The 22,473-nt window shown below is 53.5% G+C and carries 23 protein-coding genes and 7 tRNA genes; 15 read left to right on the forward strand and 15 right to left on the reverse strand.

Annotated elements, in window-relative coordinates; translation table 11 throughout:
• The first annotated feature begins 41 nt into the window (after positions 1-41).
• The 4 genes from WCY31_RS00665 to WCY31_RS00680 are packed head-to-tail and all read left to right on the forward strand — an operon-like array spanning position 42 to position 6,070.
• The gene (locus WCY31_RS00665) at positions 42-3,620 is read left to right on the forward strand and encodes a DUF748 domain-containing protein (protein ID WP_345972790.1); all 3,579 of its coding nucleotides are present in this window, start codon (positions 42-44) and stop codon (positions 3,618-3,620) included.
• A 52-nt stretch (positions 3,621-3,672) separates the two neighbouring features.
• A complete protein-coding gene (locus WCY31_RS00670) occupies positions 3,673-4,812 on the forward strand; it encodes a PilT/PilU family type 4a pilus ATPase (RefSeq protein ID WP_345972791.1) in 1,140 nt (379 codons plus the stop codon).
• Positions 4,813-4,814: 2 nt separating this feature from the next.
• Complete coding sequence (locus tag WCY31_RS00675; protein ID WP_345970310.1) at positions 4,815-5,306, forward strand: hypothetical protein; 492 nt, start codon at positions 4,815-4,817, stop codon at positions 5,304-5,306.
• On the forward strand, positions 5,306-6,070 hold the full coding sequence (locus WCY31_RS00680; protein WP_345972792.1) for a tRNA (5-methylaminomethyl-2-thiouridine)(34)-methyltransferase MnmD: 765 nt from the start codon (positions 5,306-5,308) through the stop codon (positions 6,068-6,070). The genes WCY31_RS00675 and WCY31_RS00680 overlap by 1 nt, the downstream gene beginning before the upstream one ends.
• 45 nt (positions 6,071-6,115) lie before the next feature.
• Here the strand turns inward: WCY31_RS00680 and WCY31_RS00685 are convergent.
• A tRNA-Leu gene (locus WCY31_RS00685) sits at positions 6,116-6,202 on the reverse strand.
• Between the two features lie 172 nt (positions 6,203-6,374).
• Between WCY31_RS00685 and WCY31_RS00690 the strand changes: the two genes are divergently transcribed.
• Both WCY31_RS00690 and WCY31_RS00695 read left to right on the forward strand, forming a co-directional pair.
• Positions 6,375-6,848: a hypothetical protein gene (locus tag WCY31_RS00690; RefSeq protein WP_345972793.1), complete on the forward strand. Its 474-nt coding sequence runs from the start codon at positions 6,375-6,377 to the stop codon at positions 6,846-6,848.
• A gap of 9 nt (positions 6,849-6,857) precedes the next feature.
• Entirely contained in the window at positions 6,858-8,954 is a 2,097-nt protein-coding gene (locus tag WCY31_RS00695; RefSeq protein WP_345972794.1) for a hypothetical protein, read from the forward strand.
• A gap of 13 nt (positions 8,955-8,967) precedes the next feature.
• On the opposite strand, the gene WCY31_RS00700 is transcribed toward WCY31_RS00695, so the two are convergent.
• Together WCY31_RS00700 and WCY31_RS00705 are read right to left on the reverse strand one after the other, a co-directional pair.
• The gene (locus WCY31_RS00700) at positions 8,968-9,879 is read right to left on the reverse strand and encodes a phosphatase PAP2 family protein (protein WP_345972795.1); all 912 of its coding nucleotides are present in this window, start codon (positions 9,877-9,879) and stop codon (positions 8,968-8,970) included.
• A gap of 71 nt (positions 9,880-9,950) precedes the next feature.
• A tRNA-Leu gene (locus tag WCY31_RS00705) sits at positions 9,951-10,023 on the reverse strand.
• Positions 10,024-10,121: 98 nt separating this feature from the next.
• Here WCY31_RS00705 and WCY31_RS00710 point away from each other — a divergent pair.
• The 5 genes from WCY31_RS00710 to WCY31_RS00730 all read left to right on the forward strand — a co-directional run bounded on the left by WCY31_RS00710 (position 10,122) and on the right by WCY31_RS00730 (position 14,161).
• The gene (locus tag WCY31_RS00710) at positions 10,122-11,345 is read left to right on the forward strand and encodes a tyrosine-type recombinase/integrase (protein WP_345972796.1); all 1,224 of its coding nucleotides are present in this window, start codon (positions 10,122-10,124) and stop codon (positions 11,343-11,345) included.
• Between the two features lie 313 nt (positions 11,346-11,658).
• The gene (locus WCY31_RS00715; RefSeq protein ID WP_345972797.1) at positions 11,659-11,910 is read left to right on the forward strand and encodes a hypothetical protein; all 252 of its coding nucleotides are present in this window, start codon (positions 11,659-11,661) and stop codon (positions 11,908-11,910) included.
• A gap of 1 nt (position 11,911) precedes the next feature.
• On the forward strand, positions 11,912-12,223 hold the full coding sequence (locus WCY31_RS00720) for a hypothetical protein (RefSeq protein ID WP_345972798.1): 312 nt from the start codon (positions 11,912-11,914) through the stop codon (positions 12,221-12,223).
• A gap of 2 nt (positions 12,224-12,225) precedes the next feature.
• The gene (locus WCY31_RS00725) at positions 12,226-12,588 is read left to right on the forward strand and encodes a hypothetical protein (RefSeq protein ID WP_345972799.1); all 363 of its coding nucleotides are present in this window, start codon (positions 12,226-12,228) and stop codon (positions 12,586-12,588) included.
• A 244-nt stretch (positions 12,589-12,832) separates the two neighbouring features.
• Positions 12,833-14,161 carry a hypothetical protein gene (locus tag WCY31_RS00730; protein ID WP_345972800.1) on the forward strand — a complete coding sequence of 443 codons (1,329 nt, stop codon included), beginning with the start codon at positions 12,833-12,835 and terminating at the stop codon, positions 14,159-14,161.
• A 46-nt stretch (positions 14,162-14,207) separates the two neighbouring features.
• On the opposite strand, the gene WCY31_RS00735 is transcribed toward WCY31_RS00730, so the two are convergent.
• Positions 14,208-15,170 (reverse strand): FlxA-like family protein, encoded by a 963-nt coding sequence (locus WCY31_RS00735; protein WP_345972801.1) that lies wholly within the window; start codon positions 15,168-15,170, stop codon positions 14,208-14,210.
• 48 nt (positions 15,171-15,218) lie between these two features.
• Between WCY31_RS00735 and WCY31_RS00740 the strand changes: the two genes are divergently transcribed.
• Positions 15,219-15,881 (forward strand): endonuclease, encoded by a 663-nt coding sequence (locus WCY31_RS00740; RefSeq protein ID WP_345972802.1) that lies wholly within the window; start codon positions 15,219-15,221, stop codon positions 15,879-15,881.
• Positions 15,874-16,128: a hypothetical protein gene (locus tag WCY31_RS00745; protein WP_345972803.1), complete on the forward strand. Its 255-nt coding sequence runs from the start codon at positions 15,874-15,876 to the stop codon at positions 16,126-16,128. The genes WCY31_RS00740 and WCY31_RS00745 overlap by 8 nt, the downstream gene beginning before the upstream one ends.
• Positions 16,129-16,427: 299 nt before the next feature.
• Here WCY31_RS00745 and WCY31_RS00750 read toward each other — a convergent pair whose 3' ends face one another.
• The 6 genes from WCY31_RS00750 to WCY31_RS00775 all read right to left on the reverse strand — a co-directional run bounded on the left by WCY31_RS00750 (position 16,428) and on the right by WCY31_RS00775 (position 17,741).
• On the reverse strand, positions 16,428-16,688 hold the full coding sequence (locus WCY31_RS00750) for an antA/AntB antirepressor family protein (protein WP_345972804.1): 261 nt from the start codon (positions 16,686-16,688) through the stop codon (positions 16,428-16,430).
• Between the two features lie 400 nt (positions 16,689-17,088).
• Positions 17,089-17,174: transfer RNA gene (locus WCY31_RS00755), tRNA-Leu, on the reverse strand.
• 153 nt (positions 17,175-17,327) lie between these two features.
• Positions 17,328-17,404: transfer RNA gene (locus tag WCY31_RS00760), tRNA-Arg, on the reverse strand.
• Between the two features lie 23 nt (positions 17,405-17,427).
• Positions 17,428-17,504, reverse strand: a tRNA-Arg gene (locus WCY31_RS00765).
• Between the two features lie 62 nt (positions 17,505-17,566).
• A tRNA-His gene (locus WCY31_RS00770) sits at positions 17,567-17,643 on the reverse strand.
• A gap of 20 nt (positions 17,644-17,663) precedes the next feature.
• Positions 17,664-17,741 (reverse strand) — tRNA-Pro (locus tag WCY31_RS00775).
• Between the two features lie 121 nt (positions 17,742-17,862).
• Between WCY31_RS00775 and WCY31_RS00780 the strand changes: the two genes are divergently transcribed.
• Positions 17,863-19,206 (forward strand): sodium-dependent transporter, encoded by a 1,344-nt coding sequence (locus WCY31_RS00780; RefSeq protein WP_345972805.1) that lies wholly within the window; start codon positions 17,863-17,865, stop codon positions 19,204-19,206.
• Between the two features lie 7 nt (positions 19,207-19,213).
• Here the strand turns inward: WCY31_RS00780 and ribE are convergent, their stop codons facing one another.
• From ribE to WCY31_RS00795, 3 genes are all read right to left on the reverse strand, one after another.
• Positions 19,214-19,825 (reverse strand): riboflavin synthase, encoded by a 612-nt coding sequence (gene ribE / locus WCY31_RS00785; RefSeq protein WP_345970317.1) that lies wholly within the window; start codon positions 19,823-19,825, stop codon positions 19,214-19,216.
• Positions 19,826-19,914: 89 nt separating this feature from the next.
• Positions 19,915-20,601 carry a tetratricopeptide repeat protein gene (locus WCY31_RS00790; protein WP_345972806.1) on the reverse strand — a complete coding sequence of 229 codons (687 nt, stop codon included), beginning with the start codon at positions 20,599-20,601 and terminating at the stop codon, positions 19,915-19,917.
• Between the two features lie 68 nt (positions 20,602-20,669).
• Positions 20,670-20,867, reverse strand: a complete 198-nt coding sequence (locus WCY31_RS00795; RefSeq protein ID WP_345972807.1) for a hypothetical protein — start codon at positions 20,865-20,867, stop codon at positions 20,670-20,672.
• A gap of 146 nt (positions 20,868-21,013) precedes the next feature.
• Between WCY31_RS00795 and WCY31_RS00800 the strand changes: the two genes are divergently transcribed.
• Positions 21,014-21,463: a hypothetical protein gene (locus WCY31_RS00800; RefSeq protein WP_345970320.1), complete on the forward strand. Its 450-nt coding sequence runs from the start codon at positions 21,014-21,016 to the stop codon at positions 21,461-21,463.
• Here the strand turns inward: WCY31_RS00800 and WCY31_RS00805 are convergent.
• Both WCY31_RS00805 and WCY31_RS00810 read right to left on the reverse strand, forming a co-directional pair.
• The gene (locus WCY31_RS00805) at positions 21,457-21,888 is read right to left on the reverse strand and encodes a hypothetical protein (RefSeq protein WP_345972808.1); all 432 of its coding nucleotides are present in this window, start codon (positions 21,886-21,888) and stop codon (positions 21,457-21,459) included. The two genes, WCY31_RS00800 and WCY31_RS00805, sit on opposite strands and share 7 nt — an antisense overlap.
• On the reverse strand, positions 21,888-22,472 hold the full coding sequence (locus tag WCY31_RS00810) for a hypothetical protein (RefSeq protein WP_345970322.1): 585 nt from the start codon (positions 22,470-22,472) through the stop codon (positions 21,888-21,890). The genes WCY31_RS00805 and WCY31_RS00810 overlap by 1 nt, the downstream gene beginning before the upstream one ends.
• Position 22,473: the final 1 nt, after the last annotated feature.

A 22,473-nucleotide genomic window follows, 5' to 3' on the forward strand; every position in this document is an offset into this window, starting at 1 on the left:
CGCTGGGGTATAATGTGAGCAGAGACGATAAGGAGACGGTCATGAAACGGTGGATCTGGCGGACGTTACTCGGCGTGCTCGCCCTTTATCTTTTGACGGCGGTTATCGCCGTTCCCTACCTGATCCGCACGAAAGTGCCGGAACTGGTCGGGGAGATGACGGGGGGATCCCTGGAGATCGACCGGGCCCTGTTCAACCCTTTCATTCTTGACCTGACGATCGAGGGGATCCGGTTCGCCGATCCCGAGGGGGCGCCACTGGCCAGTCTGCGGCGCCTGGACGTCAATGTCGACGTCCTCCACCTGATCTGGGGGGAGATCTCCGTCGAGTATTTCGGGCTGCGGGGACTGCGGCTCTCCGTCGTGCAGGAGCGTGACGGGCGGTTCAACTTCGACTGGCTGACGCACCTGGGGAGCGGCGACGCCGCGGAGACGGCTCCGGCGGAGACGAACGGGAGTGCCATGCCCTCGCTGCGGCTGGAAACGTTCGAGCTTGAAGACGGCGGGATCACCTTTACCGACCTCTCCCGTCCTGTCCCGCTGCAGCTGGACTTCTCGCCGATCGGCCTCGATCTGCACGATATCGATACGGGAGGCGGCGGCGAGAACGAGCTTCACCTCTTTGCCCACACCGAGGAGGGCGGACTGCTGGACGTCAAGAGCCGCGTGCACTCTTTTGAACCCTTTGCACTGTCGGGGACGGTCGATTACGATGCCGGGCGGCTCTATGACGCCTGGCATTTTCTGCGCGAGATCAGCGCCCTCGAGGTGGCCGACGGCCGGATGGAGTTGCATTTTACCTATGACGTCAACCTCGCGGAGCTGAATGCGACCACCGTCGACGATCTGCGCTTCGCGCTGAAGCGGCTGCGGGTCAAGCCCAAGGCCGAGAACGCGGACGTACTGCGGGTGGCGTCGCTGACGGTCGAAGGGGGACCGATACGGCCGCTCGCGCAGTTCGGCCGTATCGACACGGCGGGCATTGACGGCCTCTATGTCGATCTGCAACGGCGCAAAGACGGCAGCCTCAACTGGGCGCACTACTTTCCCAAGGGGAATGAGGCCAATGTTTCGGCCGCACCGGCCGAGGATACAGCGGCGGCAGCCTCCGCGCCGTGGGATATGCTCATCAACCGGGTGACGCTGCGGCACATACGGGGGCGTTTCGATGACGGCAGTGTACGCCCGGCCGTGCACCTTGCCCTGGACGATTTCAACCTGACGGCGCGCCATGTCAGTGCGCTCCCGGCGACGCCGCTGACCTTTGACGCGGTGCTGCAGCTCAATAAAAAGATGCGCTGCCGAACCGAGGGGCGTCTTTCGCACTCGCCGCTGGACGCGACCGCCCTGGCGTCGTGCGGCGGACTGGACGTGACCTGGTTCAACCCCTACATCGATGCCGCCGCCGATGCCGCCCTGGCACGGCATGACGTGGTGCTGCGCAGCGCCGTATTGGGCGCGGCCGCGGACGTCACTGCCCGTGAAGCGAACGCTTCGGTCGCCGTCACCGTCAACGACGCCAATGCGACGCTGCAGTCGCTGCTGCTGACGCCCAAAGGCTCGAAACGCAAATTGGCCGCTTTCGATGCGCTTTCCGTCACGGGGGTCACCGCATCGACGGCGGCGAAGCGGGCCGGGGTCGAGCGGATCGTGCTGGCGAAGCCCCAGGTCAACCTGCGCCGGGAGCGCGACGGCAGCATCGACGCCGCGCAGCTGGTCAAAGCGAAACCGGCCGCCCCGGCAAAACGCGGCGCCGCCCAGAAGGCGCAACAGGCGGAGACACCCTGGAGCGCCGCCATCAAGAAGATCCAGATCCGAAGCGGCGCGGCTTCGTTCCGCGATGCCGCCATTGCACACACGACTACGACACGGGTGCAGCGCTTCGATCTGGACGTGAACGGCGTTACGACGGATCCCTCCCGTGCGATCGGACTGCAGGGCAGCTTCCGTATCAACGGTGACGGGCGGGTGCGTGCGAAAGGGTCGCTCGTGCCGGAACCGCTGAAGGCAACAACGGATTTCAGCGTCTCCGGACTGCGCCTGAAGCCTTTCAGCCCCTATGTGGAAGAGGGAATGTTCGTCAAGATCGACGACGGGCGCGTCGGCCTGAAGGGGCAGACGCGCTACCGCCCGTCGAAGCGCGCGGCGGACCTGCGGCTGCACGGCGATTTCAACCTGAACGATCTGTTGGTCAACGACAGCCGCGACGCGACGCCGCTGGTCTCGCTGAAGACGCTGGAGGCGAAAAAGCTTCTTTTCACGCTCTCCCCCGATCAGTTCTTTGTCGACAACGTGACGATGGGCGGATTCTTCAGCTCGATCCTGATCGATGCGAACAAAACATTGAACCTTTCGACGCTCATGCGCCCTTCGGAGAGGAGCGCGGCGCCGAAAGGGGCTGAAAAAACGGCCGAGGCGGCGAAGCAGCCCTTTCCCGTACGCATCATGAAGTTTACGCTCTACAACGGGGCGGTGCACTTTGCCGACGAGTCGCTTCCGCTCCCCTTCGACACGCAGATCCATGATGTTAACGGCGAGGTGCTGGGGATTTCGACGCTGCCCGAAGATACGACCTACCTGCAGGTGGCGGGGGAGATCGACGAGTACGGTACCGCCAAGGCCGAGGGGAGCCTCAACACGGGCGACCCGAAGGCCTTTACGGACATCGGGGTGAATTTCCGCAATATCGAGCTCAAATCCTACACCCCCTACTCGGGCAAGTTCGTCGGCCGGGCGATCGACAGCGGGAAGCTTTCGGTGACGCTGCGCTACCGGATCGTCAAGGGCGCGATGCAGGGGGATAACGGGATGATCATCAACAAGATCGTGCTCGGCGATGATATCGAAAGCAACGATTCGGTGAGCCTGCCGCTCGATTTCGCCATTGCACTGCTTGAAGATCGCGACGGCGTCATCGACATCGACATGCCGGTCGAGGGGGATGTGAACAATCCCAAGTTCCGCTGGGGCAAGGTCGTCTGGAAGGCCTTCGTCAACCTGCTGACCAAGGCGGTTACGGCGCCGTTTGATCTGATCGGTTCCATGCTGGGCATCGAAGGCGACAGCCTCAAGGAGGTCACGTTCGCTGCGGGGTCGCCGACGGTCGACGCCGTGGCGCGGGAACGGCTCGATATGCTGGCCAAGGTGATGATCAAGCGGCCGAAACTCGCCATGACGGTGCAGGGGACGTACGACCCGAAAGCGGATACCCATGCGCTGAAGCAGCAGGCGCTCATCAGCGAGGTGCTGGCACAGAGCGGCGAGGATGCCGCTTCGACGGAAAATGCGCTGATACCGAAACTGCTGGAACCGCTGTTTGAAAAGCGGCTGGGCAAGGAGGCACTCGACGCGCTCGAAGAGGAGATTGATGCGATGGATGCGGACAGGAAGACGCGGCGGCGGATCTACCGCGAGAAGCTGGTGGCCATGATGATCGAGAGCCAGCCGCTGCCCGACGGGGCGCTGGCAGCATTGGCCCATGCCCGGGCGGCGGCGATCCGCAACTATATGATCGCCACGCACGGTATGGAAGCGGGCCGGATCGCGGAGCGTGATCCGGAAGCCCTGAGCGGCGAGAGGGGCGAGGTGCCGTCGCACCTTGGCCTTGACGCGGCAAAATAGATTATGGTAGAGTCGAAACATGATAAATGGAAGCAGTGACCCGGTTCTGATCTTGGAACATTTTTTGGACAAACTCGTCGAGAAAGAGGGAAGTGACCTCTTTGTCAAAAGCAGTGCCGTCGTGACGGCGCGGATCGAGGGGGATCTGACCCCGCTGACGACCGAGACGCTCAGCGCCTTTGCCGTCGAAGCGATTGCCCGCCACATCCTCGGGGCGCAGTACGAGACCTTCGAGCAGCAGTTCGAGTACGACACGATGTACGTCCTCAACGCCGAAAGCCGTTTCAGGGTCAACCTTTTCTGGCACCTCGACGGGATCGCGATGGTCTTCCGCCTCGTCCCACTGGAGATCAAGACGATCGAAGCGCTGAACCTGCCCGAGCAGCTGCACCGTCTGACGAAACTGCAGCGGGGCCTGGTCCTGGTGACGGGAACGACGGGGAGCGGAAAATCGACGACGCTGGCGTCGCTCATCGAGGAGATCAATCGGGAGCGCCGCAAGCATGTCATTACGATCGAGGACCCGGTCGAATTCGTCCATATCGACAAAAAATGCGTCATCGAGCAGCGCAACGTCGGATTGCATACGAAGGGGTTCAACCAGGCATTGCGGGCGGCGATGCGCGAGAACCCCGACATCATCATGGTCGGCGAGATGCGCGACCTTGAAACCGCCGAAAACGTTCTGCAGGCCGTCAATACCGGGCACCTCGTCTTTTCGACCCTCCACACCCTTGATGCCAAGGAGACGATCGACCGTCTCATCGCCATCTTCCCGCCCTTTGAGCAGGAACGGGTGCGCCTCAACCTTGCGAGCAACCTTGAAGCGGTCATCTCCCAGCGCCTTATCCACGACAAGAACGGCGCGCTGGTGCCCGCCTGCGAAATGCTGTTCCGCTCGCCGATGGTCGAACACCTGATCCGCACCAAACGGGACTTCGAGATCAATGATATTATGGCCAACGAGCACTCGCACTTCGGTTCGACGACCTTCAACCAGGCTCTCTTTGAGCTCTGCCTGCACGACGTGATCTCCGAAGAGGTGGCCTACAGCCAGAGCGGCAGCCCGACCGACCTGCAGCTGATGTTCGCACAGAGCAGCGAGTACCAGAAAAAGATCGGCAATACGCTCGAGAATATCAAGGATGAAGTGGGTCTGAAGCAGCCGCCGCCGCTTGTGGAACCGGAGTAGGCTTGGAGCAGTTTCTAGCACTTTTTACGCCGCAGCCCGGCTACAAGATCCTCGACATTACCGCTCACAGTGATGCGCTGACGGCGGCGCTGCTGCAGCGGCTCGGCCCGGTGAACGGCCGGCTGTCGCTGGCGCAGTACCCGGGGGAACATCTCCCGCTCCCGGAGGGAACGGGGGCGACGCTTCAGCAGCAGACGGTGCCCGATTTCGCCAAACCCTTCCGCGCCCTTCCGCGGGATAACGACATCGTCTTCATCCGCGACGTTCTGCACCGCCACAGCCAGCCCGAACGCATCCTGCGCGCCATCTATACGACCCTGGCCAACGCCGCCGAGGTGATCATCGTGACGGAGACAGGGGCAGCCGATACCGATGCGCAGCTTGCACTGCTGGAGCGGGCCGATTTCCGCGCCGGCAACGTTATCGAGGAGGTCGCGGAAGGGGTGACGGTCGTCATGGGGAAGAAGATGCATATGTGGGGGAACGGGCTCTGATGCCGCATTTTGACGATGCACTGCACCAAAGCGTGCGCAGCGAAGACGGTACGAATACCGCCTATTCGGTCGAGTACGGCGAGCATTACCACTCCACGAAGGACGGGGCGCTGACGGAGTCGCTGCAAAAGCACGTCGTTCCGGCCTTCTCCTGTTTCGAAGCGGCGCCGTCGCTGCGCATCCTCGACATCTGTTTCGGGCTGGGGTTCAACACGCTCGCGACGCTTTACTATATGCGCGAACAGGGGATCGACAAGCGTATCGAGATCGTCTCTCCCGAACTCGACGAGGCGCTGGTACGCTCGTTGGCCGCTTTCGAATACCCGGAGATCTTTCGTCCTTTCCTGCCGATTATCGAAGCGATCAGCGAAACGGGCGGCTACGAGGATGAACGGGTGAAAGTCACGGTGCTGTTCGGCGACGCGCGCGAGACGCTCCCGACGCTGACGGAGCCCTTTGACATTGTCTACCAGGACGCCTTCAGCCCGGAGCACAACCCGATTCTCTGGACCTCCGAGTATTTTGCGCAGCTGGCGCGCCTGACCCATGAAAAAAGCGTGATCACGACCTATTCGATGGCCCTTCGGACCCGCCTGGCCCTCTATGAGAACGGTTTCAACGTCTACCTGAACAAGGGGGAGGGATTCCGCAACGCGACGGTGGCGTGCAAGAGCGGACTGCCGCGCTTCGAGAAAGTCGACATGGCGCATAAGATCGCCTGTAACCCGGATGTAAAAAGTCTGCGGGACGCTGATCTGGTTTGATGGGTTTGTGTTTGGAAAGTTTTTTGATTTGGGAAAGTTTGATGATGGTGCGCTCGAGAGGACTTGAACCTCCACGGCCGTTAAGCCACTAGAACCTGAATCTAGCGTGTCTACCAATTCCACCACGAACGCACATTGGTAATTAAAAGAGAGCGTAATTATACGCTACAATCCTTAAAATAAACAAAAATACGGCCGACCTCTTTGGGCGGTGTCGCGTTTCGCAGAGCGCTCCCGGGTGGCCTGCACAAAAAATATTCAAAACGGTTTTGGTTATGTTATACAATTGGTTTACAATCTGACTATGAAAACTCTTGTTTTTGCGTTACTGCTGATCGTCTCCATTGTCCATGCGGAGCAAAAGAAGACGCATCTGCAGCTCCCGTATGCGAAGGCAATCGCCCTGCTCGAGGGGATCAGGGGGGATGCCATCATCCTGGGAGAGGGGAAGACGGAGGTGTATGTCTTCGTCGATCCTCTCTGCCCCCATTCGCGCAAATTCATCCGGATGGTTTCGCAGAATGCGCAGATGCTTGCGAAGTATCGCTATTATGTCTACCTTTACAGCATCCCGCGCCTGAAATCGGAACGCACGGTGTCGGCGATTTTCGCCTCCAAGGCGCCTGCGCAGATGCTGATGAAAGTGATGGTCGGGGCGGAGCGCCACGCGGCGGATGTGACCGCTCCGACACAGAAACGGGTCGACGAGATCGAGGCCGTCGCCCGCGCAATGGATGTTTACAAGCGTCCCTATCTCATGGTCGCACTGCGCCCCTAGCGAGTCAGCATGTATTACCAAACCCCCGACGTGACCAAGTATGTCGATGCCGTCGCCCGCTTCAGGGGCTATATCATCGCCGCTTACCTTCTGCTTTTCTTTGCGGTCCTGGCCGTTTACCACCCCAGGGTCCTCTCCTCGGATGCGATGTTCTGGCTCAAAGATTCCGCCGAGATGCAGCGGAGCGAAGCGAACCGATACACCCCCCACCTGCTTTCCAAATTGACGGTCCATGTCGATGCCTTCGACGAAACGACGCGGGAGGCGCTGCACACGCTCAATGATCGGCTCGGGGCACTCGAGGGGGTGGACGAGGTCTACTCGCTTTTTAGCAAGGAGCAGAGCGCGGTCGGCGGCACACCGGAGATGGTGGGTGTCGTCAGCACCGGCGACCTGGATACCTACCGTCTGGAAAAACTGGTCAAGGAGCGTTTCAACGCCTACGGGAACGTCGTTGATGCCGATTTCAAAACGTTCCGCTTCTTTATCAGTGCGCAAAGCGCCGTCGACCTCGGCGGCCTGGCCATCCCGGGAAGTTACACCTACACCGCGACGAATGAGAGCGTCGATTGGCCGGAGCTGATCCGTTACGGGGTGGTCCTGCTGCTGACCATATTCATGGTTTTCCGGTTTCTTTTCAGGAACTACATCTCCGCGGTCAGCGCGGTCATCGTCATCACCTTCAGTACACTCTTTACCTTTGCACTGATCTACGGGCTGACGGGAATAGCTGCCGTCCATATGACGATGCCCTTCATCACCATCAGTATCGTCCTCGTGGATTTCCTCTTTTTCTATTACCGCTGGCACGTTTCGCAGTACAAGATCGACAAGCGCAACGCCCTCATCAAGATGCTCAACCGCAGCTCCGCTCCTGCGCTCTGGACTTCCGTTATTACGGCAATGGGGCTGGGGAGCCTGCTCTTTATCGATTCGGACATCATCCGGCTGCTCTGTCTGGGGGTGATCTTCTCTTCCATCGTCGGGTACGTCATCAACCTCACCTTCCTGCCGGCGCTGCTGAGCTATTTTGAGCTGGAGCATACCCATATCCCCTATGCGAAGATGGGCTATTTTTTCGCGTCGAGCGAGCTGCACTACAACCGGAAGTTCCTCCATCTCTTCCTGGGGGTGACCTTCGGGCTCATGGTGCTGGGCGGGTCGATGATCTACAGCGAAAGCAGCCGCTTTTTCAATCTCAACGTCGTTAACGACCAGATCCAGCTCAAGATCCCCTATGCCCGCATCGACCTTGAACTGATTCGTTCCATCGACCGTTTTACGGAGGCGATGGGGGAGAAGTTCGGGGAGGGACTGGGGGAGGTCGTCTCCCTTGCGACAATCGTGCAGAGCCTCAACGATGCCAACTCCCAGACGGACGTGCTCGACGACGAGGCGCTGATGCAGGCGCTCTTTTACCTCGATCTCTACGGGATGCAGGGGAGTTATTATGATGCGGATGCTGTCAATATCCGGATCAACCTCTTCGATGTCGACAAACTGGAACTCATCGACTGGCTGGCGCGCTACAGCGCATTGGACATCTACTTCGTGGACAAGGAGACCCTCCTCGACAGCGCGAAGTTCAACAAGACGCTGCTGCTCTCCACGTCGCTCTTTTCGGCCCTGTTGGTCATCGGGCTCATCACGGGGTGGATCTTCCGCTCCGTGGCGATGGTCTTTGTCGGCTTCATCGTCAATGCCGTACCGATCGCCTGGTTCGGCCTGCTGGTGAGGCTGCTCGATGTGCCGCTGAGCCTGGAGATGCTCATCGCCATGACGATTGCCGTCGGACTGGCCTCGGACGCGACGATCCACTTCGCGTACAAGTATTTCCGGGCCCGCTATTTCGGCCGGAGCCAGAAGCATGCACTGGAGAAGATGTATTTCTATTCGGGGATTCCGGTCATTATCGGGTCGGTGGTGCTCATCGCCGTCTTCGTGGCACTCTATCTCTCATCGCTGCAATCGCTGCAGCTTATCGGCCTCTACAGCGCCGTGCTCGTGTTTATCTCGCTGCTGACGGACTTCTTCGTTCTACCGGTTATGCTGCTTTTTATCGACCGCTTTGACGGAAAGAAAAAGATGGTGGGGATCACCGACTGAAAGCGTTCCGCCGCTAGAAGGCAATGGAGACGACGAAGCCGTATGGGGTAGGAGAGATGGTGTAAGTTTGCGCCCTTTCTCCTTGCGCGTTTTTGGTGTAGCTGTAGACGACTTCATGCCCGATCCAGGTCCCGATAATACCGCCGGCTACAAGGTCGCTGACCCAGTGCTGATGTCCTTTGATAGCGGATGCAAACAAAACACCGGCACCCAGATAGGGGAGCCAATACGAGTCGTAGACTTCGGCGACGACGCGTGCGACGCTGAAATACATCGTCGTATGAAACGAGGGCATGGAGGTCCCGTCCTGCTCCGTGTTAAATGTCGGCGGCCAGTGCCAGTTCCCGAAATCATAGGGGTCGCAGGTATGGTAAATGCTTCTCGAATCCGTGCAGTTTTTCAGATCGTCCATCGGACGCTGTCTGCCCGTAAGGGTTTTCAGGATGACGTGGCTGATGGCATAAGAGTAAGCCGTGGCCTTTATCGCTAACAGCGCAGCAGCTTGCGTACGTTCGTCACCGAAGGCAACCCCTCCAAGATAGGAGAAAGCCATGCCGTACGTCAGCCAGCTGTCGGCACCGCGCCGCATCAATTTTGTCATACCGCTATTGGGGAAGATCGTGTCCAGGGAGTAGTTGATATTGGACTCGATGTTCTCCTGGTAAAACGTCGTCGTGGGCTTGTCGACCAGCACGAGCCCGCCGACGATACCCAGAGCCGTCAGCGATTTTTCCGGGTATAAAAAGGGGTCGACCGCAAAGTTGTACAGATCGGAGGGCACGGCGAAGAGGACTTTCTTGAAGGTTTTGGAGGCGACCCCCATATCAAAATAGGTGCCGTTTTGATACTGATAATCTTGCGCGGCGGCAAATGTGGGAAGGGTAAAGATAGCGAGTAAAAAGCATTCTCGAAGTTTTTGATACATGATCGGACAGCCTGCAGCATTAGGGTGCAACCATTGTAAGAAAATAAGCTTAAGGAAAAAGCGTTTGAAAATGGTACGGAAGAGACACACCTTTTGGGTACCAGATCCTAAGTCTGGCGTGTCTACCAATTCCACCACGTCCGCGTGGGGGTTTCCGGGATTGTATGGACATCAGGTACACATTCTAAGTACACATAAGGTTCATAAACGGAGTCCAAGAATAATACATTCAAGGATTACCGATGGAAGCCGTAGCTTACGTTAAGAGAACTTCAAAGGGGCTTTATAAGTATAGAAGACGAACACCACTGGAGCTCCAAGACTTCATACAGTCCAAAGAGATAATCAAGTCATTAGGTAGAGATTACAAAGAAGCTTCTATGAGAGCCTTAGATATCACCCAGGCAATCTCAGAGGCTATCCAACTTACCAAGCTAAGCTCTATTCCTGGCTCTGTAGTTTTGTCTTTGCTTGTTGAGAAGCTCAACGTCTCCTCGATAAACACAAGCACCAAAGAAGACCAGAGGAAAATCTCGTATATCTCAAAGCTCTATCTGAATCAATCCCAGGTAACCACAAAGGAATACGAGGCTCGAGTTTACTACTACACCCAGTTATTGCCAGCAGTTCTATATGTGCTTTTCAAAAGTGCTGACATGGATATCAATGAGCTAAATCCAGATAAGCTTGTGAAAATTCGCAAGCTGATTTATCAGCTCCCCAATAAGAATCATGGGGATTATAAACAGATAGAACTGACTGACCTCCTGAGACGGATTCATAAGAAGAGCATTATGATCCCAGAGGAACACCGTATGAGTGTGGTAACGATAAATATGCACCTCAAGCGAGTTAAGTCACTCCTCTTCTATGCAAAAGACGAGGGGCTCTACACCGGTAACATCCCGAAGCAATACACATTACAAAAGAAGGGAACTGGCTCAAGCAGAACAGAGCGTGAATCCTTGTCACCTGAGGAGCGCTTGACGGTTTTTGAAGCGATAGACGATGCTGACCTTCTGTACGTTTACAAAGTGCTGTATTACTCAGGTATGAGGCGCTCAGAGCTATACAAATGTTCGCTGAAAGAGATTGAAGGCGTATTGTGTTTTGACCTTACTAAATCAGTCGAAGGGCTCAAGACGAAGAGCAGTTACAGAGTCATCCCGGTACACCCTGTGCTCATGGGTAGGATTGAGGAGTTTGGCTCTATTGTCTCCAGTATCAAAGAGCAGCGGATGACTAAGGCGTTCACCAGGGTGCTTAAGAAGACGCTAGCAGAGCCCGACAGGAAATCCCTCTATAGTCTCCGTCATTCATTTGCTACGGACCTTATATCCAATGGTGTACAACCTGAAATTGTGTCTGAACTCATGGGACACGCTCACAACACTATGACACTCAGTCGATACGTGAAAGGCTATCCTGTAGAAACACTCAAAAAGGCTATAGAGACTCTGAAGTAGTACAAACCAGTCTTTTCCAGGGATCAAAAAAGGCCCTGGAATGGCTTTTAAGTGGAATTGGCAACATGCGTTATTTGTTGACACGACAATTTTTATTATTTTAAGGTTATATAAAGGAAAAATGTGTATAATCGAGAGGTCCAAGTTTTATTCTTGGCAAAAAATAGATATGGCCTATGGTAGTAACTTTTCTTTATTTGACGATGAGATTGTTGCATAGTAACTCTTAAACTTTCCTTATAACTACAGAGAAGGTCTTTGAGTATCTAGCCACTATAGGCCTCCTAAATTCTCTTTTATGGAGGGCTTTAACATGGCCAACAAAAAAACTTCGAAGGCATTGGCTTCGACAGCAGGAAAGGTGATGAGCAATCCAAACTCATCTAAAACTCAAAGAAGTCTGGCGGCTTCTGCATTGTCTCAAACTGGCAACAATAAGACCACCAGTGAATCGATGGAAACAAAGGCTTCAAAAGTCATGCAAAGTAATAAGTACAGCAAAGAGACAAAAGGTCTTGCTGCAAGTGTTCTTAGCCAAGCGACGAAAAAGCCGGGGGAACGCTGAGATGCTTACCTTCGAAGAATTCCGTAAGTCAAACAAAGACTGTTCTAATGTGTCTTCTATTCAAGACGTGAATGATCAATACGATTACAAAGACACTCATGGTGGTGGTCGTGGTGACAGCACAAAAGTAAGTTGTGGTCAAGATAAAACAAGTGGTTACAATGAACTGAAAGATAAATTCAATAAGTACTTTTATCAGTATTTAGAGAAATTCGTAGCACGGGCTATGTGTAAGTGTTGCAAGGAAACATCAGGCAAATCGTGGCAAGAGTTTTACGACTGCATGAAAAATGAAGGCTATAATAAAGCCTAATTATGAAGGGGTATAAGAGTGTTTATGCCCCTCTTCTTACCACCTCTCAAAGTAACTATCCAAATATTACTTCCTTCGAACAATTTGCAAAGTTTTCAAACATACTCCAGGTAATTTGCCATGATTCTGGTAAGGAGATCAACATGGAAAATCTATCATCTACATGTGCCAGATCAGAGCAAATCGAGAAGCATGTCAAGAAAGAACGACGGGGTAAGTTTGCCCTGGAGGATGACCAAAGATATTACTACGAGGGAGAGGCAGTTTCCCTTGTGGGCTCTTACTCGTCCCAGGGAAAACGCATAGCCATCATTGAGGATTCAACAGGAGAGACCCAGGAGGTTTACTTCGACCAGTTGAACTAATTTAAAAGAGCCGAGCACTTCATAATGGGCCCCATTGTGGCGCCTTGGCAAACACAACGGATAAACGACCTACATTACCCCCCACTCTAGGCGGGACTAACTCACCACCCCTTTTTCTACAAATCTCATTATCCCTTCATTCAGGAGGGAAGAGACGTACCCCCTTACAATCACACCATGTACCAAACACAGAACATGTAACGAGGTAGGTCTGTTCCCTTCAAAATACACATGAAGGACACCTATGAGAAACCCGACAGAAGGACGTGTTCCAGAGACCAACGATGAAGACTATAAGATAGGGAAAAAGTACCTGTCAGAACTCCCTCTCACCTTTGAAGAACTGTTTGAAGAGGGTGAAAACCCTTACGATAAAAAGCGCTTTTTTAAGCTGCTTCTTTGGGCAGAGTCAGACGAGATCGAGATGCTTGTAGAAGACTTGCTAGATGAATACCAGGCTGATTACAAGCCTATTCGTTATCACAGTACATTGCCTTTGTATCGTGACATACTAAAAGTCATCCTGTGCAATGCACTGGCGTACAAGGGTATGGACATCATCGTAAGTTTACGCTCACCTACATACAGCATTGACAAGCGCTACAACCCTTCTCACATGTCGTACAGAATCACATTAAACCTGCTGGAGTTTTTGGACCATCAAGGGTATATCAATCTCTACCGGGGAGACCGAGGCAGCACAGGTACTCAAAGACGAAGTATGTTCAATGCTAATAGCTCGCTTTTAAACATGCTAGACACTTACGGTGTCAAATACAACATGCTGACTACTCACAGCGCGTCAGAAACAGTCGAACTAAAGAAGGCAGATAAGCTGACGGGGTACTTCGACGAGGATATAACCCTGTGGCGTCGTGAGATGTTGAACAGATATAACGTTTTGCTGAACGTAAGTCGAAGACATATAGCAATCTTAGGTGAGAGCTCACGAGAACCGATCTTAATGCGTTGTCGCTTTCATGATAACTTTGGTCGAGGCGGTAGGGTCTATGGTGGCCTTTGGCAAAACACCAAGAAGGCAGACCGTAAGACGATAACTCTTTATGATCAGGAGACCGTAGAGGTTGACATACAGAACTGCTCCCTTTCAATGGCAATGCACTTAGAAGGCTTTGAGATAGAGGGTGACCTTTATGCTATCAGAGACTACCCAAGAGAGCTTGTCAAAATAGCGGTACAGGTCATGTTCAATCTCACTGCTGCCTCAGACAAAGACGGGATCAACAAAGCTGCAAATAGCCTCGTAAAGGAGACAGGTGAGGACAAAGAGTACCTCAAGCAAATGGTCAGAGATATCCATGTGCATTACCAGTGTATTAGCTCATGGTTCTTTACAGGGCAAGGGTTACGTTTACAGTTCTACGACTCCCAAGTATGCTTTAGGGTGATAGAGGAGTTTGTGAAAGCTGAGAGAGTTGTACTGACTATTCATGACAGCTTTATCGTTGCCCGAGAAGACCAAGGGCTTCTGATGGAGGTTATGCTAGAGAGCTATAGGTATTACCTAGGTAAAGAGCCTGTGTTAAGAGTTGAGGAAGGGTATCTCTTATAGAGTTACCCGCGTCCTCTTCATTGTGGTAACGCGAAATAAGGTTGATCTAGATGGTTTTGTCGTAAAGCTTTACAAGCTCTGGATATAAAAATTTCACTATACCCGCTTTTGAAAAGTCACTTAAAAATGGTTTTTTCCAATGAATATCATCTCTTTGGTTTTCAATTAATTTCCTAATGATAGACTCTAGTTCCATCTGGTGTTCTTTACTGGCACCAGCCAAACTAAAGGCACCAACTATCTCTTGGAGAGAATATCTGCTTTTAGGGTGTTTGTTGATAAAGAGCAATGCGAATATTGAAGCTGTTTCGGAGAAATTTATTTGTCTTAAATATTGTTGCAGGTCGCTCATAAGTATAGCTTTAGTTTTCTCATGCTGCTTTTCGATCTGCTGTATATTCATGTAAATGTAATTTAAGTACGCAAGAATTTTTCCCAGATCTTCTTGCACAGTATCAGAAACTTTGTATATTTCTAATGTATCTTTGTACTTCCAAAGTGCAGCTAATCCCTGCCTATGAAATGTTGTTGACTGGACTATGTCAAATTCAAATGCATTGATAAGATGACTTAGCCTATTAAAGTAACGTTCATATGTTGCTAGTATATTACTCCTCTCAAACTCGATCTTTTGCTGTTTCATCTCTTCTTTTTGTGCTTGCATTTCAGACACTTGGGCCTGTAACGATTCATTTTGTAAACGAATTTCCTCTTGTTGGTTAGTAAGTGCTTCAGTCTGTTTCTCGATGGAAGTGTTCATCTGTTTTATGCTTTCTTGTTGCTGTAAGAGTCCCCAAAGGACAAAAAGCATAGATATCGCTGTAAAGTGGCCTGCGAGAACGTCACCAATTTGTCCTCGGAATGCCCAAACGTCGTTATCATTTAATATGTTTGAAGTAGCAAGGCCAAGACTGACATATACTTTAGGGCACCACAGAACGATGATAAGATTTACTCCAAATGCCATCGCTAGAAGGAGAATAATTAGTTTTACGCTGGAAGATTTCATGGGTAGATTATATCGCAGTGGTGTTATTTGATTGGCTATAATTTTTCGATGAAAAAACAGCTACTGCTTTTGATAGTACCAGTAATCCTAATAGCTTCTCCATCTTTCAATCAATCAAAACGCCTTCTAAAGGACATCTATAGCAACCACCAGACCACCTTCTACTGTGGCTGTGACTACACCTACGCAAACAAAGGGAACATGATCGACCGTGCTAGCTGTGGCTATTCCCCCCGTAATCCAAAGACCAAGAAGGGGAAAGACAATATGAGAGCCAGACGGATCGAGTGGGAGCACATAATGCCCGCTGAGAACTTTGGCAGACACCTCCCGTGCTGGAAAGAGGGAGGGCGTAAACACTGTCGTAAGGTGTCCGAGAAGTTCCGCGAGATGGAAGCCGATATGATGAACCTTGTGCCAGCCATAGGGGAGCTCAATGGAGACCGCTCTAATTACCGTTATGGAGCCCTTGAGCCGCATGTGGGTCAGTATGGGGAATGCCGCTTTGAGGTGGACTTTAAAGGGCGTAGAGCGATGGTGTCACCTAACATCAGAGGCGATATTGCCAGGGTGTATCTGTACATGAGTAAAAGGTACGGTATACCACTCTCCAAGCAGGAACGTAAGATGATGGAAGTGTGGGCTAAAGAGGACCCTGAGAGTGCTTGGGAACGTGAGAAGTTAAAAAGGCTTAGGAAGTTAAATGATTGATATTTTTACTAAACAAGGCATTACGACTATTGGCCTAGTTCTTGACATTATAGGTGTGCTCGGAGTCGCTTTTAGTGTACGTGAGATAGAGCACAAGGCCGATGGTCTTGCACGGGTTTTTGACCCAGTAAATACACCGCCTGATAGGATTGCGCCTGCATCCGTTTTAGATAAATGGAAAAAAAGAGGGTTCTTTATACTAATCGCTATAGGATTTGTTTTACAAATAGTTGCTACCTGGTATTAAGTGGCTCCTACTAATCGAATAAAAAACAAAAACTGGTTATATTGGTTCTGAATTACTAAAAGGAGCATCCATGCGTAAGGTACTTATTGCACTGTCATTCCTCTCATTAGTTGCGTTCGCCAATACTGAACAAGCTTCGTCTACAAAGGATGAGGTACAAGCTAAAGAGTGCAAAGATAAGCTTGCATTGGCGAAAGCACTTCCAGAGGATGTAAATAAAAGAGGTTGTTGCTCACATCATGGAGGTGTCTGTGGTTGTAGTAGTGGACGTGCTCAGTGCTGCGATGGTTCTTTGAGTCCTACTTGTGGGTGTGATTGATATACTGGCGAACCTCATACCCTTTCCCAGTTCTTTCCATCATTGCGATGTGCTTTGCCATTTTGAGGGAGACGATGTACTCAGTCCCCTCCGTTACTCGTGTTTGAGTAACGACAAGATAATCCTGCCCTTCGACAAACATGGAATCCTCTATGCGCCGTCTTATCCAGTCGTTGAAGCGGGTCTTAACCTCCAGTTGCTCCCAAAATTCCCGTGCGTTGACGGCGTTTGTTGATCCCAAAAGTTCAGTGTATTGAGCTTAAGAACTTGTACAAGTGCAGAAGTATGTTTAGCACTTTCATAATGTAGTTTAGCCGCCTAAAGTTTTTTTTCAATGAGCCCATGTCATTTCCTTGGTTCTGGAATGACAGCATTTTAGGTTCTCTCAGGGTGGGCTTTGCGCGGTTAAAAATGGTCCAAAAATTTTAGCCAAGATATAAAACATCGAGATTCTCAATGTCCCCCCATGGGGTACACATGCTCCACAAAAAGATACACACAGAGGTCCACATAAGGTACACATGACGTGGTCCACTGGATTACTTTTTAAGTTTCGGGTTAAGATGGATGATGTTATGCTTCTGAACTTGGATGCCCGTATTTATGGGCTTTGTGAGTGCTTTAGAAAGTGTTCTGATGAGTGGTGCGGACGAGAGGAGTTGAACCTCCACACCTTTTGGGTACCAGATCCTAAGTCTGGCGTGTCTACCAATTCCACCACGTCCGCGTAATCGTTCAGAGGTTTGAACGGATATGATTTTTTCATTGGAAACAGCGAAGCATATTTCCAAAAGCACCAAGGGTGCACGAGCCTGCTGCTGAAGCAAACACAGCGTTAGCGTAGTCAAACGGGCTTTGCTCGTTTGGCGTATAAATAAAGTGGTACGCCCTGCAGGATTCGAACCTGCGACCGATGCCTTAGAAGGGCATTGCTCTATCCAGCTGAGCTAAGAGCGCATCTGTAAATGGGGAAGCCCCGGTGGTACGCCCGATAGGATTCGAACCTATAACCGTCGGATCCGAAGTCCGATACTCTATCCAGTTGAGCCACGGGCGCTTCCATAGTGTAAAAACGTATGTTTTATCAAAAAATATTTTATCGGGAATGTTGTCAAAACATGGGGTGGGTAATGGGGTTCGAACCCACGACCCCCAGTGCCACAAACTGGTGCTCTAACCGACTGAGCTATACCCACCATGAAGAATGTTGTAGAGGTGGTCGGGGTGAAAGGACTCGAACCTTCGGCCCCTTGGTCCCAAACCAAGTACTCTAACCATACTGAGCTACACCCCGACCTTGTCACCTCACACGGATAATCCGGATAAGTGAGGCGAAATTATAACTGATGTTAAGCCCTTTGTCAATACTTTTTTGTTTAAATAGACCGGGTATACAACGAACCTAGGAAACCTTGATGAAAATAGCACGTTTTAGCCGAATAGGGTTTATCCTCGCCGCCGCCGGGAGTGCGGTCGGGCTGGGCAATATCTGGAAATTCCCCTACATCACGGGGGAGTACGGCGGCGGCGCCTTCGTCATGGTCTATCTTTTTACCGTGATGCTGATAGGTTTTTCGGTCATGATCGCCGAACTGCTTATCGGCTACCTTAGCCGCCGCGACACGCTGACGGCCTTCGAAGTGCTGGCCCCGCGGCATAAAGCTGCGTGGAAATGGGGCGGTTTCATGGCTTTTACGGGCCTGCTCATCATGACCTTTTACTCCGTCGTCATCGGCTGGATCTTCAACTACATCTTTGTCTCTCTCGGCAATCTTCCCTCCTCGCCGGAAGAGGCCGCAGGGCTCTTTAAGACGATGCTGGGATCGGATGTCAAAACCCAGATCTTCTACCACACCCTCGCCTTCGCGATCATCACCGCCATTGTCATCCGCGGGATCAAGGGCGGTATCGAAAAGCTGAACCTCGTGCTGATGCCGATGCTCTTCCTTATCGTCGGCGGGATGTTCCTCTACGCAACGACCCAGACGGCGTTTGCACAGGCGTGGGATTTCATGTTCAGCGCCGACTGGAGCAAGCTCAACTCCGAGGCCTTCGTGACCGCCGTCGGGCACGCCTTTTTCACCCTCTCGCTCGGGATGGGCTCCCTGCTCACCTACTCGGCCTCCCTGCCCAAGGAGAGCAACCTCGTCAAAAGTGCCCTCGTCGTCGTGGCGCTTGATACGGGCATCGCCCTGTTGGCGGGGCTGATGCTCTTTACCTTCCTCTACCAGTACGGCGCGGAGCCCTCCGCCGGTCCGGGTCTCGTCTTTATCTCGCTGCCGGCGGTCTTTTACGAGATGGGGACGCTCGGCAACGTTTTTGCCATGCTCTTTTTCATCTCCCTCGCTTTCGCGGGGCTCACCTCTGCCGTCTCCCTCGTCGAGCCGATGGTCCAGCTGGCCATAGACCGTTTCGGGTGGAGCCGTTTCAAGGCGTCGGCGACGATGGGGCTCTTCTTCTACCTTGTGGGTATCGCCGTTATCTATTCGGGGAGCAGTGATTACGGCGCGCTGCTCACCTGGGACGGCAAGAACCTTTTCGACTGGATCGACTATATCACCGCGGCGATCCTGCTCCCGACGGGCGGGCTCGTCATGGCGATCTTTATCGGTTACGTCATCGAACCGAACCGCGTTGAAGCGGCGTTGAAACAGCAAATGGGCTTTGCCTACGGCATCTGGCACTTCAGCCTGCGCTATATCGCGCCGGTGGCGCTCGTTATCGTCATGCTGAATATGATGGGAATTCTGAAGGTATAAAAAAGGTTTAGTAAAGCGCCGTAAAGCGCTCGGCGGTTTCCCAGTCGAGTTTCGCATCCTTGTGGGCCAGGAAGTGGGCGATATAGCGGGCGAACATGTCCGTTTCGATATTCACCTTCGTACCGCTGCTGTAACTGCCGAAGAGGGTTTCGCGCATCGTGATGGGGATGATGGTGAGACGGAAGCTGCTCTCGTAAACGTCATTGACGGTGAGGCTGACGCCGTCGATGGCGATGGAGCCTTTGGGGACGATGTAGGGGATGAACTTCTTGTCGACTTCGATGACGACGTCGTAGCTGTTGCCGTTGTCGGTGATGCGCTTGACGGTGCCGACGGTATCGATGTGCCCCTGGACGATGTGCCCCTCGAGCCGGTCGCCGAACTGCATGGCCGGTTCGATATGCACGTGCCCTTTGAGGTTCTCCGTCGCGATGATCCCCTGGGTTTCGGGGGAGAGCTCGACGGTAAACCCGTCGCTCTCCAGGGAGACGACGCTGAGGCAGGCGCCGTTGATGGCGATGGAGTCGCCGAGTTTCGGGCGGTAGGCGGCTTTGAGGCTCAGGCGCTCTCCGCTGAACCGCTTCACCGTCGCCATCTCCCGGATCAACCCTGTAAACATCTCTACGCCTTTTTGGTTTGCTAAACGCTCATTATATAGGAAAACAGGCACGCTTTACCTGTGATGAAGTACGCCGCAGCGTGCAGGGATCAGAAAACGATCTTCCCTTCGTCCTGCAGACCCTTGATGATCTCTTTGGCTTTTTCGTGGCCGTTGTAGGCGGCTTTGCGGCACCACTCGAGTGCTTTGTCGTGGTCCTCTTCGACACCGAGCCCCTGGTCGTAGAGGAGGCCGAGGTTGAATTGCGCCTGTGCCAGTCCCGCCTCCGCCGCGCGGGAGAAGCAGACGTAGGCGCGATCGAAGTCCTGGTGGACGCCGTGGCCCTCCTTGTAGAAGACGCCGAGGTTGTTGAAGGCTTCGCGGTGGCCGCGCTTGGCGGCCTCTTCGTACCAGAAGGCTGCCTCCGAGTAGTTCTGCACGCAGCCCAGTCCCCGCTCAAGCATCATCGCCGTCTCGTACATCGCCTGCGGAACTTCATGCACGGCGGCATCAAGGTAGTATTCGTGGGCTTTGAACTGGTCGTGGGCAACGCCGCCGAGGCCGTTAGCGTAGAGGATGGCGAGGTTGAAAAGCGCGTAGGGCTGTTTCTGCTCGGCGGCTTTTTCATACCATTTCAGTGCTGCGGCATCATCGACGGCCGTGCCCTGCCCCTGCTGGTACATGTAGCCTAAAGAGGCCTGCGCATCCGCGTTTCCGGCTTCGGCGAGGTCGCTGTAGAGGGCGAACGCGGTAGCAAAATCCTGCTTATTGTAGGCGTTATGGGCTTCTTGAATCATGAACAAATCCCGGGAATTTTTCCGCGATTGTAGATTAAGGCGGTTTAAGGAGGGGTTAGTCCGGGGCGTTAACGCCGGACTTTACGGTTACCGCGGTTTTTCTCTTTGAGGCGGGTAATCACATCCTTGAGGCGCTCTTTTTCCGCAAGCAGTTCGTCGCGGATCAGGTGCTCCTCGCCGCCGTCCACTTCCGGGTCGTACTCCACCACCTCGGGCTCGTAATCTTTGTAGGGGTCGTTCTGGGGTGTTTTATTTTCCTTGCTCATAATTATTATTTTAAATGGCCGCGGCTTAGATTCGCCCAAAACGGAGCGACTACAAATATTTTTAACCGAGGGGCGTTTCGTAAGGGGGCGCCGCCGTTCACATTATGCTCACGTTTTTACACTATACTACAGAGAAAGGAGATGCCATGCGAAGTTTTCTCATTGTAGCGACGGCACTGATGCTCGTGCTCGGCGGCTGTGCCACCCGACAGGGGGCCGATTACGATGGTCGGACCTACCGGCAGGTGAAGCACTATCTTGTGGGTGTGGTGGTCGAGGAGCGGCCGGTACGGATCTCCGACGACGGTTCGGGGGCCTTTATCGGCGCGCTGATCGGGGCGATTTTCGGTTCAACCGTCGGCCGGGGACCCGGCCGGGGTCTGGCGACGCTGGGCGGCGGGCTGGCCGGCGCCTACGTCGGCGGCGCGGCGGGACAGTCCAACGCCCAGGAGCTGACCGTGCGGCTTGACAGTGGAGAGCACATCGTCATCGTCGCCAAAGGCGAGCTCCGCTTCCTGCCGGGCGACCGCGTCAAGATCATCAAACAGGGCAATACGGTCGAGCGGGTCGATCGCCTGCCGAACTCCCCCTACTGACCGCGGCGGCACGCCGCCATGATCCGCTCCCACTCCGTATCGAAGACCTTGTCGATATAGTCACGGTGGTGGGGGACCGTACAGCCGGAGCAATCCTGGTGTATGGCATCGCCGTAGACACCTTCTTTCCCATCCTTTGAGGCGATCGCACAGCTGCTGTAGAGCGTCTGCTCCCCGCGCCGCTCTATCCCTTCGTCGTTGAAACGGAAGTTGGGACAGGCGCAGAGGTAGCAGTTGAGCCCCTCCATATCGTGGCACTTTTTCCTTTCCGCGTAGAGCGGGCAGAACGCCGGCTCCGCCTCCACCATGTTGTCAAAATCGAAATAGTCAATGATCTCCGCTTTTCCGTAGCCGCGGGCAAGCAGTTTCTCCATGATCGCCCTGTGCGCCGCGGCATGCGACTCAAACCACGCCGAATAGGTCATCAGCCTCTCCTTTTGACGGGATGGAAGGCCCGGTAGAGATAGTAGATGACGACGATTTCCGCCAGCAGCAGGACATAGTGTACGAGGTAGACCTGCGCCTGGCTCTCATCGATGCCTGCCGTGTACTCCAGCGTCTGGTAGAAGAGAAACGAGACGAGCATTCCGGCGAGGTAGCCCGCCTGCTTGTAGACGTCGAGGTAGGTCAGCGCCTTGGCTTTTTCGATCAGGATCGTTTCGGCCCGCACCAGGTAGGAGCCGAAGGCGAAGGTGAGCTGGTAGCCGGCATAGACGAAAAGGGCGCTGACGTAGCTGTAGGAAAAGAGCAGGAAGTAGATGACGAGCAGCAGCATGACGACTTCGACGGCGAGGGAGATGCGCCAGAACCAGGTCCGGTTGAGGATGCGGGAGTAAAAGCGCGCGATGACGAGCATAGCCAACGCCAGCAGGATCCCGCCCAGGGAGTAGACGTAGGGCTGCAGCGGCGCATAGATGATAAAGATGCTCCCCACCGAGATGCCGGTAAAGAGGGCGTTATAAAACTTGTACCAGATGAAGGGCCTCAGGGCGAGGTTGCGGGCCTGCATC

The sequence above is a fragment of the Sulfurimonas sp. HSL3-1 genome (genome assembly GCF_039645995.1).
GTDB lineage: Bacteria > Campylobacterota > Campylobacteria > Campylobacterales > Sulfurimonadaceae > Thiomicrolovo > Thiomicrolovo diazotrophicus.

Excerpts from the sequence above, each read along its gene's own strand:
- WCY31_RS00805 (WP_345972808.1), bottom strand. The coding sequence starts at position 21,888 with ATGACCTATTCGGCGTGGTTTGAGTCGCATGCCGCGGCGCACAGGGCG.
- WCY31_RS00700 (WP_345972795.1), bottom strand. The coding sequence starts at position 9,879 with ATGTATCAAAAACTTCGAGAATGCTTTTTACTCGCTATCTTTACCCTT.
- WCY31_RS00715 (WP_345972797.1), top strand. The coding sequence starts at position 11,659 with ATGGCCAACAAAAAAACTTCGAAGGCATTGGCTTCGACAGCAGGAAAG.
- WCY31_RS00810 (WP_345970322.1), bottom strand. The coding sequence starts at position 22,472 with ATGCAGGCCCGCAACCTCGCCCTGAGGCCCTTCATCTGGTACAAGTTT.
- WCY31_RS00665 (WP_345972790.1), top strand. The coding sequence starts at position 42 with ATGAAACGGTGGATCTGGCGGACGTTACTCGGCGTGCTCGCCCTTTAT.
- WCY31_RS00800 (WP_345970320.1), top strand. The coding sequence starts at position 21,014 with ATGCGAAGTTTTCTCATTGTAGCGACGGCACTGATGCTCGTGCTCGGC.
- WCY31_RS00710 (WP_345972796.1), top strand. The coding sequence starts at position 10,122 with ATGGAAGCCGTAGCTTACGTTAAGAGAACTTCAAAGGGGCTTTATAAG.
- WCY31_RS00745 (WP_345972803.1), top strand. The coding sequence starts at position 15,874 with ATGATTGATATTTTTACTAAACAAGGCATTACGACTATTGGCCTAGTT.
- WCY31_RS00720 (WP_345972798.1), top strand. The coding sequence starts at position 11,912 with ATGCTTACCTTCGAAGAATTCCGTAAGTCAAACAAAGACTGTTCTAAT.
- WCY31_RS00690 (WP_345972793.1), top strand. The coding sequence starts at position 6,375 with ATGAAAACTCTTGTTTTTGCGTTACTGCTGATCGTCTCCATTGTCCAT.
- WCY31_RS00790 (WP_345972806.1), bottom strand. The coding sequence starts at position 20,601 with ATGATTCAAGAAGCCCATAACGCCTACAATAAGCAGGATTTTGCTACC.
- WCY31_RS00735 (WP_345972801.1), bottom strand. The coding sequence starts at position 15,170 with ATGAAATCTTCCAGCGTAAAACTAATTATTCTCCTTCTAGCGATGGCA.
- WCY31_RS00725 (WP_345972799.1), top strand. The coding sequence starts at position 12,226 with ATGAAGGGGTATAAGAGTGTTTATGCCCCTCTTCTTACCACCTCTCAA.
- ribE (WP_345970317.1), bottom strand. The coding sequence starts at position 19,825 with ATGTTTACAGGGTTGATCCGGGAGATGGCGACGGTGAAGCGGTTCAGC.
- WCY31_RS00730 (WP_345972800.1), top strand. The coding sequence starts at position 12,833 with ATGAGAAACCCGACAGAAGGACGTGTTCCAGAGACCAACGATGAAGAC.
- WCY31_RS00795 (WP_345972807.1), bottom strand. The coding sequence starts at position 20,867 with ATGAGCAAGGAAAATAAAACACCCCAGAACGACCCCTACAAAGATTAC.
- WCY31_RS00740 (WP_345972802.1), top strand. The coding sequence starts at position 15,219 with ATGAAAAAACAGCTACTGCTTTTGATAGTACCAGTAATCCTAATAGCT.
- WCY31_RS00695 (WP_345972794.1), top strand. The coding sequence starts at position 6,858 with ATGTATTACCAAACCCCCGACGTGACCAAGTATGTCGATGCCGTCGCC.
- WCY31_RS00780 (WP_345972805.1), top strand. The coding sequence starts at position 17,863 with ATGAAAATAGCACGTTTTAGCCGAATAGGGTTTATCCTCGCCGCCGCC.
- WCY31_RS00680 (WP_345972792.1), top strand. The coding sequence starts at position 5,306 with ATGCCGCATTTTGACGATGCACTGCACCAAAGCGTGCGCAGCGAAGAC.